The sequence below is a fragment of the Thalassolituus sp. UBA2590 genome (genome assembly GCF_002339775.1).
In the GTDB taxonomy this organism is placed as follows: Bacteria; Pseudomonadota; Gammaproteobacteria; order Pseudomonadales; family Oceanobacteraceae; genus Thalassolituus.
The window spans coordinates 22,135-33,301 of sequence record NZ_DDKU01000056.1; the positions used below are offsets into that span (position 1 = coordinate 22,135).

The window sequence follows — 11,167 nt, forward strand, 5'->3', positions numbered from 1 at the left end:
AAGTATAGAGGGGGATTGCGGGGTTTAAAACGATGTTTTCATACCCCGCAGGTCGCGTGTTCTCAGCCCGTATGTACCGCACCACGTGCGGCGTGCAGTTTCCTGTAGCTTTCGACTAAGCGCAGGTGCTTATCCAGACCATCGAGGCGATTATTGGTTGGCGTCAGGCCATAGAAGCGAACAGTACCTGCGATAGAGCCCAACACTGCATCCATGCGCGCATTGCCAAACATGCGACGGAAGTTGTGTTCGTATTCACTGATGTCCATATCGTCAGCGAGTGTCACCTCAAGGGCGACATCCATTGCCTGATAGAAAAGGCCTCGCTCGACGGTATTGTCGTTATATTGGAGGAATGTTTCCGTAAACTCTTTCGCTTCTTCTAAACGTCCAAGTGCAAGACACAGCAGAAGCTTTAACTCCAGAATCGTCAGTTGGCCCCACACCGTATTTTCATCAAACTCAACGCCAATCAGGGTAATAATATCGGTGTAATTATCCAGCTCACTTTCTTCGAGACGTTCGAGTAAGGCATCAAGTTCGTCGTCAGAGCGCGAATGGATATTCAGAATATCGTCTCTGAAAAATAATGATTTATTGGTGTTATCCCAGATTAAATCTTCAACTGGATAGACCTCAGAAAAGTCGGGCACCAGAATACGAACAGCGGGCACGCCCAGTTCGGTATAGGTTGCCATATACGCCTCTTTTCCAAGATCTTTAAGCAGATCAAACAGTGCGCTCGACTCTTCTTTAGTTGAGAGAGTGCCGCCCGCGGTGAAATCCCAATCTACAAAATCAAAGTCAGCCTTATTGCTGAAAAAGCGCCAGGAAACGACACCCGTCGAATCAATAAAATGTTCGACGAAGTTATTTGGTTCGGTTACTGCCAGAGACTCGAATGTCGGCTTAGGTACATCGTTCATGCCTTCAAAGCTGCGGCCCTGCATCAGCTCAGTCACACAACGCTCCAGTGCCACTTCAAAATCCGGGTGAGCACCAAACGAGGCGAAGACACCGCCGGTTCTCGGGTTCATCAGGGTCACACACATCACCGGAAACTGACCACCCAGCGAAGCGTCTTTCACCAGAATAGGAAAGCCCTGCTCTTCGAGGCCCTTAACACCTTCTACGATATTCGGATAACGACTCAGAACCTCTTCAGGCACATCAGGCAGGGCCAGTTCGCCCTCCAGGATTTCGCGTTTTACAGCGCGCTCAAATATTTCAGACAAGCACTGAACCTGCGCCTCTTCGATGGTATTGCCTGCGCTCATACCATTACTGAGAAACAGGTTCTCAATCAGGTTAGATGGGAAATACACCGTCTCACCATCAGACTGACGAACATAGGGCAAAGAACACACTCCCCGTTCGATGTTGCCCGAGTTCGTATCGATTAAGTGAGAGCCACAAAGCTCACCATCCGGGTTATAAATTTCGAGACAGTATTCATCAAGAATACCTTCGGGCAACTCATCTGCCGGGCCGGGCTGGAACCATTTTTCGTTCGGATAATGCACGAACTCTGCATTAGCAATCTCCTCACCGAAGTACTGATCGTTGTAAAAGAAATTGCAGTTAAGACGCTCCATAAACTCGCCCAATGCGGATGCCAGCGCTGCATCTTTGGTCGCACCTTTACCATTGGTAAAGCACATCTGAGAATCCGCATCACGGATATTCAGCGACCACACATTCGGCACGATATTGCGCCATGATGTGACCTCAATTCGCATACCAAGATCCGCCAGCAGGCCCGTCATCTTCGCAATAGTCTGCTCCAGCGGAAGGTCCTTACCGGTAATGTGGGTACCTTCACCCGCCAGTTCAGGGACATCAAGCAGCGCCTGCGCATCATCATCGAGGTTCTCAACCACGTCGATCTGGAACTCAGGCCCCGTCTGAACCACCTTCTTTACCGTGCAACGATCGATCGAACGGATAATGCCGGTTCGGTCCTTGTCAGAAATATCTTCTGGCAGCTCAACGTCGATTTTGAAGATCTGGTTATAGCGGTTTTCTGGGTCAACGATATTGTTCTGGGAAAGGCGGATATTCTCAGTGGGGATATCGCGGGCGTTGCAGTACACCTTTACAAAGTAGGCCGCACAGAGCGCCGACGATGCCAGAAAGTAATCAAATGGTCCGGGCGCTGAGCCATCGCCTTTATAACGGATCGGCTGATCAGCGATTACGCTGAAGTCATCGAACTTGGCTTCGAGTCGGAGGTTGTCGAGGAAGTTGACCTTGATCTGCATGGTGGCGCACCGGAAAAGAGTATCTGTGCGCCATTATCCAGTTTTGGGAAGCGATGTCGCCTTAGTCTCTTCTCGGGGATAAGATCCCCTCCTACAAACACCCGCGAAATCGTATTTTCTACAGGCACAAAAAAGGGCCGCCGAAGCGACCCTCTTTCAACTCAGATAATCCGAAGATTACACAGAGTAGTACATGTCGAACTCTACTGGGTGAGTAGTGTGTTCTACACGGTGAACTTCTTCCATCTTCAGCTCGATGTAAGCTTCGATCATGTCTTCGGTGAACACGCCACCAGCAGTCAGGAAGTCTTTATCAGCTTCGAGGCTTTCCAGAGCTTCACGCAGTGAGCCACAAACCTGTGGAATCTGAGCAGCTTCTTCAGCTGGCAGGTCGTACAGGTCTTTGTCAGCTGCATCGCCAGGGTGGATCTTGTTCTTAACACCGTCCAGGCCAGCCATCAGCATAGCTGCGAACGCCAGGTATGGGTTAGCCGTTGGATCTGGGAAGCGAGCTTCAATACGCTTACCTTTAGGGCTTGCAACGTATGGGATACGGATAGAAGCAGAGCGGTTACGGGCAGAGTATGCCAGCATTACTGGAGCTTCAAAGCCTGGGATCAGACGCTTGTAAGAGTTAGTAGACGGGTTGGTAAACGCGTTCAGTGCTTTAGCGTGCTTGATGATACCGCCGATGTAGAACAGGGCAGTTTCAGACAGGCCAGCATAGCCGTCACCAGCGAACATGTTTTCGCCGTCTTTCCAGAAAGACTGGTGTACGTGCATACCAGAACCGTTATCGCCAACAACTGGCTTAGGCATGAAGGTAGCAGTTTTGCCGTAAGCAGCTGCAACGTTGTGTACAACGTACTTCAGCATCTGAACTTCGTCAGCTTTCTTAACCAGAGTGTTGAACTTAACGCCGATTTCGTTCTGACCAGCGTTTGCCACTTCGTGGTGGTGTACTTCTACGTCCTGACCGATTGCGATCAGTGTGTTACACATAGCAGCACGGATGTCGTGCAGGCTATCAACTGGTGGTACTGGGAAGTAACCGCCTTTAACACGTGGACGGTGGCCCAGGTTGCCGCCTTCTACTTTAGAAGCAGTTGCCCATGCGCCTTCGTCAGAGTTGATTTTGTAGAAGTTGCCCTGCATGTCAGAGCCCCAGGTTACGTCATCAAAGATGAAGAATTCTGGCTCTGGACCGAAGAATGCAGTGTCACCAAGACCAGTAGACTGCAGGTAAGCTTCAGCGCGCTTAGCAACAGAACGTGGGTCACGCTCGTAACCTTGCATAGTTGAAGGCTCGATGATGTCACAACGCAGGATCAGAGTAGCGTCTTCAGTGAACGGATCCATGTACGCAGTTTCGTCATCTGGCATCAGGATCATGTCAGATTCGTTGATGCCCTTCCAACCAGAAATAGAAGAACCATCGAACATCTGGCCAGTTTCGAAGAATTCTTCGTCAACATAAGAAGCCGGAATAGTAACGTGCTGTTCTTTACCCTTGGTGTCAGTGAAGCGCAGGTCTACCCACGTCACTTCATTCTCTTTGATCAGGTTCAGAGTGTTCTCTGACATTGTCTTTCTCCAGATGCTGGTTCTATTAAGTTCGGGGCTCGCCCCGGATTCCATGCTCACTGTTAGAGCAAGTAGTGTGCCATTTTGGACATCACTGCAAACCCACTACTTACGGGCTAGACCGGAATGTCGCACACTCTGAATGCACCTCTATGAATCACACATCTGGCAATGTGCACTATTTTGATGCAATTATTTCCTTCCATCGGTGTGCGATTTCAGGCCCGCACAGTATATGTTCACAGCCCCCCTGCCGTATATGCTCTTTGGTGCAAATCCACGCCTTTTTTATCCTGCCTTCTGGCGTACCGAAACCTCTTGTGTATTCCTGCGACACGGCATGAAAGAAATATCCCAGCTGTAATGTGTTTCAGGTATACTCCGCGCTCAAATTTTAACCTGCTCCTGACTCTGCTGACGCAGTGCCATCAGGGCTCACAATTCTGAAGGCTACTGTTGTGATTGAGAATCTCAGAAACATCGCCATCATCGCCCACGTTGACCACGGTAAAACTACTCTGGTCGACAAGCTCTTAGAGCAGTCCGGTACTCTGGACCGCAATCAGGGCGGTGAGCGCGTGATGGACTCCAACGATCAGGAGAAAGAACGCGGTATTACCATTCTGGCGAAGAACACCGCCATTAAATGGAACGACTACCGTATTAACATCGTCGACACCCCTGGACACGCCGACTTCGGTGGCGAAGTAGAACGTGTTATGTCGATGGTTGACTCAGTGTGTCTGCTGGTAGACGCGGTTGATGGCCCTATGCCTCAGACCCGTTTCGTAACTCAGAAAGCATTCGAGCGCGGCCTGCGTCCTATCGTTGTTATCAACAAAATTGACCGTCCGGGTGCACGTCCTGACTGGGTAATGGACGAAATCTTCGACCTGTTCGACCGCCTCGGCGCGACCGAAGAACAGCTCGATTTCCCTGTGATTTACGCTTCCGCCCTGAACGGTATTGCTGGCGATGATCCTGACAACATGGCTGACGACATGACGCCACTGTTCCAGATGATCGTTGACCACGTTGAAGCTCCAAAAGTTGAGCTCGATGGCCCGTTCCAGATGCAGGTTTCTGCACTCGACTACGACAGCTTCGTGGGCGTTATCGGTGTTGGCCGCATCACTCGCGGTAAGCTGAAGCCGGGTACTGACATCCAGCTGATCACTGCGGAAGGCAACACCCGCAAAGGTCGCATCCAGCAGGTAAAAGGCTTCCACGGCCTGAACCGTGTCGACGTTAATGAAGCTGCGGCCGGTGACATCGTTTGTATCTCGGGTATCGACGGCCTGAACATTTCTGACACCCTGTGTGCTGTCGGCAATGTTGAAGCTCTTCCGCCACTGACGGTTGATGAGCCTACCGTAAGCATGACCTTCCAGGTGAACGACTCGCCATTTGCTGGTAAAGAAGGTAAGTACGTTACCTCGCGTAATATTAAAGACCGTCTTGAACAGGAACTGATCCACAACGTGGCTCTGCGTGTTGAAGAAGGTGACAGCCCGGAGAAATTCAAAGTCTCTGGCCGTGGTGAACTGCACCTGTCGGTACTGATTGAAACCATGCGTCGCGAAGGCTTCGAAATGGCCATCGGTAAGCCGGAAGTGGTTCAGAAAGAAGTCGACGGTGAGCTGCAGGAGCCATACGAGCAGGTTGTTATCGACATCGAAGACGAGCACCAGGGTTCCATTATGGAAGAAATGGGCAACCGTCGCGCTGAAATGACCAACATGGTTCCTGATGGCAAAGGCCGTACGCGTCTTGAGTTCATCATGCCAGCACGTGGTCTGATCGGTTTCCGTAACCAGTTCCTGACCATGACGTCCGGTTCAGGCATCCTGACCAACGTGTTTGACCATTACGGTCCGGTTCAGACCGGTCTGGGCTCTACCCGCCACAACGGCGTACTGGTTTCTATGGTTGCTGGTAAGGTTCTGGGTTATGCCCTCTTCACTCTGCAGGAACGTGGTCGTCTGTTCGTATCACCAGCGACTGAAGTGTACGAAGGCATGATCGTGGGTCTGCACAGCCGTGATAATGACCTGGTGGTTAACCCAACCAAGGCTAAGCAGCTGACCAACGTCCGTGCATCCGGTACCGATGAAGCGATCAACCTGACACCACCAGTGAAACACACCCTGGAGCAGGCACTGGAATTCATCGAAGACGACGAACTGGTAGAGGTGACTCCTACCAGCATCCGTCTGCGTAAGAAACTGCTGACCGAAAACGAACGTAAGCGCGCCAAGCCTAAGAAGAGCTGATAGCAACGACGTTTGAATAAAAAAGCCCGGCCGAGAAATCTGCCGGGCTTTTTATTTGCTATCTGGTAGCGATTTATTTGGGATAAGAAATACGCGCGACCAGAATGACGTCTATCTCGCGCAAGCTTCGCGTTGCGCTCCTACAGTATTCCAGCCCCTGCCCGGCTGTGCTGAACAGGCGGGAGTCAGACACAAAAAAGGCCGCGAATAGCGGCCTTTTTATTACTCACTGAAATTCAGATCAGATGTCTGAAATAGACTTCAGTGGGTAGTTTGCTGGCAGTGGGCCATCAGCCGCACCAGTATCAATCGCAGCCTGTGCAACTGCAGTCGACACAACACCCAGCAGACGGCTATCAACCGCTTTAGGGATGATGTACTCAGGGCCGAATTCCAGAGAATCCAGACCGTATGCATCCAGAACTTCCTGAGTCACTGGCTCTTTCGCCAGACCCGCCAGCGCTTTAGCAGCAGCCAGCTTCATTTCTTCGTTGATGCGACGAGCACGTACGTCCAGAGCACCACGGAAGATGAATGGGAAGCCAAGTACGTTGTTTACCTGGTTCGGGAAGTCAGAACGACCCGTCGCCATGATGGCGTCGTCACGTGCTGCTGCTACTTCTTCAGGCATAATTTCTGGGACAGGGTTCGCACAAGCGAAGATGATTGGGTTAGCCGCCATCGTCTTGATCTGCTCACCAGTCACCATGTTAGGACCAGACAGACCGAGGAAGATGTCAGAACCGTTCAGAGCGTCGTCAACAGTGCGCTTGTCAGTGTCGATAGCGAAGCCAGCTTTGTACTGGTTCAGGTCGTCACGGCCAGAGTGAATCACGCCTTTACGGTCACACATAAAGATGTTTTCTGGCTTCATGCCTGCCAGGATCAGCAGCTTGGAGCAAGAGATTGCTGCCGCGCCTGCACCCAGTACAGTCATTTTAACGTCAGCGATGTCTTTACCAACGATTTCCAGAGCGTTCAGTACACCAGCAACCGTTACGATCGCAGTACCGTGCTGGTCGTCATGGAATACAGGGATTTCACACTGCTCGATCAGAGTACGTTCGATTTCAAAGCACTCAGGGGCTTTGATGTCTTCGAGGTTGATACCACCGAAAGTATTAGCAATACGACGAACTGTATCGATGAAGGCCTGTGGGCTTTCAGATTCAACTTCAATGTCGATTGAATCTACACCGGCAAAACGCTTGAACAGCAGGCTCTTACCTTCCATAACTGGCTTAGACGCCAACGGGCCGAGGTTACCCAGACCAAGAATGGCAGAACCGTCAGTGATTACTGCAACCAGGTTGCCTTTGGCGGTATAGCGGTAAGCGTTTTCAGGATCAGCAGCGATTTCTTTCACAGGCTCAGCCACACCCGGGCTGTATGCCAATGACAGGTCGCGTGAGGTTTGTGCTGGCGTGGTCAGCTCAACGCTGATCTTACCCGGCTTTGGAAACTCGTGGTAATCCAATGCCGCTTGTTTGAAATCTTCTGACATAGTCGGTGTCCAGTTTCGTCGCTGTTTGTGTAATTTCGCCTCTTACACCGCTTCTTCCGGAGGTGCTGGGGCAAAAGGGCCGTATTTAATACCAAAAACAGCTGGGAAACTCCAGAAGAAAAGGGGGAATCTGGATGATTTATGAACATTTCATGATGTCAGGCGGATTTTTTATCAGATACCGGCATAGAAAGCGTTACCCGCAGGCCCGGCGACTGGTTTTCGGCGACTACTGTGCCATTGTGTAGCTCGGTGATGCGACTCACCAGAGCAAGGCCGATACCATAGCCACCAGAGGCGTGATCACGGGCAGAGTCCACCTGCGCAAACGCATCGAAAATACGTGACAACTCTTCTTCCGGAACACCGGGGCCAGAATCACGCACGGACAAAGCCACGACTCCGCTGCGCTCGTGACAGCGGATGACTAACTCACCTCCTTCAGGCGAGAAACGGATGGCGTTGCGCAGAATATTATCGAAGGCCCGCTCAACCAGCAGCCAGTCCCAGTCAGCCTTGATGGGTTTTGAATCGATGTCACAGCGGATGCTCAGCTTATGGTCGTTACTCTCGATTTCAGCATCATCCAGCCACTCCTGTAAGCGCTCCTGCACAATGTCTTCTTCGCGCAGCAACTCTGCCTGATCCTGTTGTTGCAGACGTGCCAGATCAAGCATTTGACCGATCAGGTTATCTACCTGACCGACAGCGCGTTCAATACGATCATGCTCTGCGATCAATTTACTGCCTTCGTCTTTTTTGCGGGCAATCGCTAAAGCAATCTGAAGGCGGGTTAGTGGCGAGCGGAGTTCATGTGATACATCGCGAAGCAATTGCTGATGACTATGCAGCAGGCGCTGCAAAGCATCCGCCATATCGATGACTTCCTGTGTCAGTGCACCGATTTCGTCGTGGCGTCGATAAGTCTTACTGAGGGCAGACATATCAAAATCGCCTTTCGCCAGACGTTTCACAGCGCCTTGCAGGCGTCGGACCGGACGTGTCATGGACCAGGCCAGTAGCGAACACATAAGTGTAACTACCAGAACCACAGTCACGGGGATCAACCAGCGGTTCTCGTCTTCGAGCACGCCCTGCCAGCCACTCCGTGCAACAGCGACATAAAGGTAATTACCGCGACTCACAGGGCCGATCATCTGCCAGCCGTCGTCCTGCCCCCAGAGGATCTGAGAACGCTCTGCCGCTTCGTCGGCGAACTCTTCAATGTCGTGTGGAAGCTGACTGATGTTATCGAGGGGGGTGATGACCAGGTTCCAGCCCGGCCGCAAACGGCGCCAAAAGCGACGCTCTTCAGCAAGAATCGGACGCTGAGTTTCTACAATGGTGCGCAACAAGCGGATTTCCTGCGTGTTGGCTTCGCGGTAGTAGTCATCTTCCAGCCAGACGATGACACCAATCGCCACCGTCATGGAGAAAAACACCATCAACCAGAACCAGAGGAAGATGCGCAGAAACAGAGAGCGGTACCAGCGCACCATCAGCGGCTCACCACTACCCAGAGAGTAATAAAGCTAGTCAGCAAAACAGACCTTACACCCGCACCAGCATGTAGCCACGGCTGCGGACGGTCTTGATCCAATCTGAATCGTCGTCACGCTTACCGAGTTTTTTACGCAGGTTACTGACGTGCATATCAATCGAGCGGTCGTAGGCCATCAGTTGGCGACCCAGTGCCGCCATCGACAGACTATCTTTATCCACAAGATCCCCGACGTTTTCCATCAGGCACTGCAGCACACCGAATTCTGCGCCCGTCAGGGGCAGTTCTTCGCCACTGCGCGTGGCAGTGCGGGTCGCTGGATTCAGCTCAAGCTCACCAACCTTAAGCTCATTTGAGGTCGATTCAGGCTCTTCCGCTGACATTTCGATACGACGGAACAGCGCTTTGATACGCGCCATCAGCTCGTGGTGGTGGTAAGGCTTGGGAATATAGTCATCGGCACCGTGTTCGAGCCCCAGAACACGATCAACGCTTTCGCCACGGGCAGTCAGCATAATGACCGGAATAGAAGACTTCTGGCGCAGCTCACGCAGAACTTCAAAACCATTTTTCTTGGGCAACATTACGTCGAGCAGCACCAGGCTGTAATCACCCGACAGCGCCTGCTGTAAGCCAGTTTCACCATCGTGCACTGCAGTCAGTTCGAACCCTTCCATCGAAAGGTATTCCTTGAGCAGTTCACCGAGCTCAACATCATCATCAATCAACAGTACAGATTTCATAGCTTACCCTTAATCTTTACATTCAGAGTAACCCCGCGCTGTAACTGCGCCCACACGGTTTTACCCTTATTTACGCTTACCGATTTACGCTGACTGATCGGCCTTGGCTATATACTCTGATCGCCCGGTCACTGATCCAGCAAAGTGGCGACCCAGCGAGTGCGATCGTTAACCTCGAACGCGATCTTCACAACCATGGTGAGCGGAATAGACAACAGCATACCTACCGGGCCAAGCACCCATCCCCAGAACACCAGAGATAAGAACACTACCAGAGTCGAGAGACCTAACGTCCGCCCCATCATCTTGGGTTCAACGATGTTGCCAAAGAAAGTATTGGCAATAACGTATACAAGCGCCGTCAGCGCGGCTTCACCAACACTCAGTTGAATCAGCGCCACCAGCACAGCTGGCACCGCCGCAATAATAGAGCCGATATTCGGGATGTAGTTCAGGAGAAATGCGACCAACGCCCACATAGCAGCGTAATCAACACCAATAACCCAGAGCGCGATACCAATACTGGCCCCCGTCATTAAGCTCACAAGAGTCTTAATCACCAGGTACTTCTGAACCAGCTGAGAGAAACGGGCAAAGTGCTGAACCGCCTGAGTTTTGTCACCCAAGGCTTTTCTCAGTTTTGCCGGGAAGCCCGCCGCCTCCAGCAGAATAAAGATCACCGTAAAAAGGATCAGGAAGGTATTCGCTAAAACGCCGCCCAGGCCATTGAAAACGTTGGCGACCATTTTCATTACGGCGCCCGGATTAACGTACTCTCGTAGCACATTATCAGAGACGTCCACACCGTTGGCCTGCAACCAGGCAACCGACTGATCGACTAGCGCCTGCAACTTACTCTCGTACAGTGGCATATCCTGGTAGAACGCATTAATCGTTCGACCAACAAAGGTGGCCAGAATCGTCCCGAACAGCAGAAATCCCACAAGAATCAGAATCACAGCGACGATTTCGGGTACGCGGTGATGCGTCAGCCAGCGCATCACGGGAGCACTCAGAATCGCAATGAAGATCGACAACAAAAACGGGATCAGAATACTCGCAGCGCTTTTAACACCCGCGATCACAATCACAAAAGCAGCAGCTACGAGCAGAATATTGGTGTTCAGGCGGGTATCGCTTGGGTTCATAGAGAACTTCCTGTTGTCAGATGCCAGTACGATACCGCAGACACCAGAACGCGCCAAGATAGGCTTGCAATAACCGCAATAATCAGTAGAATCGCCACCTCTTCTTTGCGGAAGTGGTGAAATTGGTAGACACGCCAGATTTAGGTTCTGGTG

7 protein-coding genes are annotated in these 11,167 nt (G+C 51.6%); 1 reads left to right on the forward strand and 6 read right to left on the reverse strand.

The genetic code is table 11. From position 1 onward, the window contains the following. Positions 1-62: 62 nt before the first annotated feature. Together B2067_RS05150 and glnA are read right to left on the reverse strand one after the other, a co-directional pair. Positions 63-2,261, reverse strand: a complete 2,199-nt coding sequence (locus B2067_RS05150; RefSeq protein WP_297531474.1) for an OsmC domain/YcaO domain-containing protein — start codon at positions 2,259-2,261, stop codon at positions 63-65. Between the two features lie 177 nt (positions 2,262-2,438). Further along, complete coding sequence (gene glnA, locus B2067_RS05155) at positions 2,439-3,845, reverse strand: glutamate--ammonia ligase (protein WP_297531472.1); 1,407 nt, start codon at positions 3,843-3,845, stop codon at positions 2,439-2,441. A 458-nt stretch (positions 3,846-4,303) separates the two neighbouring features. Here glnA and typA point away from each other — a divergent pair, with 458 nt between their 5' ends. Next, complete coding sequence (gene typA / locus B2067_RS05160; protein ID WP_301387676.1) at positions 4,304-6,118, forward strand: translational GTPase TypA; 1,815 nt, start codon at positions 4,304-4,306, stop codon at positions 6,116-6,118. 241 nt (positions 6,119-6,359) lie between these two features. Here typA and B2067_RS05165 read toward each other — a convergent pair whose 3' ends face one another. The 4 genes from B2067_RS05165 to B2067_RS05180 all read right to left on the reverse strand — a co-directional run bounded on the left by B2067_RS05165 (position 6,360) and on the right by B2067_RS05180 (position 11,014). Next, positions 6,360-7,622, reverse strand: coding sequence for a malic enzyme-like NAD(P)-binding protein (locus tag B2067_RS05165; protein ID WP_297531466.1), 1,263 nt, complete (start codon positions 7,620-7,622; stop codon positions 6,360-6,362). A 158-nt stretch (positions 7,623-7,780) separates the two neighbouring features. Further along, a complete protein-coding gene (locus B2067_RS05170) occupies positions 7,781-9,121 on the reverse strand; it encodes a HAMP domain-containing histidine kinase (protein ID WP_076514267.1) in 1,341 nt (446 codons plus the stop codon). Positions 9,122-9,173: 52 nt separating this feature from the next. Further along, positions 9,174-9,866 (reverse strand): response regulator, encoded by a 693-nt coding sequence (locus B2067_RS05175; protein ID WP_273091850.1) that lies wholly within the window; start codon positions 9,864-9,866, stop codon positions 9,174-9,176. Between the two features lie 128 nt (positions 9,867-9,994). Then, positions 9,995-11,014, reverse strand: a complete 1,020-nt coding sequence (locus B2067_RS05180; RefSeq protein ID WP_301376790.1) for an AI-2E family transporter — start codon at positions 11,012-11,014, stop codon at positions 9,995-9,997. Positions 11,015-11,167: the final 153 nt, after the last annotated feature.

What these genes read in the sequence shown, in the direction of transcription:
- B2067_RS05150 (WP_297531474.1), bottom strand. Translation starts at nt 2,261, where the DNA reads ATGCAGATCAAGGTCAACTTCCTCGACAACCTCCGACTCGAAGCCAAG.
- glnA (WP_297531472.1), bottom strand. Translation starts at nt 3,845, where the DNA reads ATGTCAGAGAACACTCTGAACCTGATCAAAGAGAATGAAGTGACGTGG.
- B2067_RS05165 (WP_297531466.1), bottom strand. Translation starts at nt 7,622, where the DNA reads ATGTCAGAAGATTTCAAACAAGCGGCATTGGATTACCACGAGTTTCCA.
- B2067_RS05170 (WP_076514267.1), bottom strand. Translation starts at nt 9,121, where the DNA reads ATGGTGCGCTGGTACCGCTCTCTGTTTCTGCGCATCTTCCTCTGGTTC.
- B2067_RS05175 (WP_273091850.1), bottom strand. Translation starts at nt 9,866, where the DNA reads ATGAAATCTGTACTGTTGATTGATGATGATGTTGAGCTCGGTGAACTG.
- B2067_RS05180 (WP_301376790.1), bottom strand. Translation starts at nt 11,014, where the DNA reads ATGAACCCAAGCGATACCCGCCTGAACACCAATATTCTGCTCGTAGCT.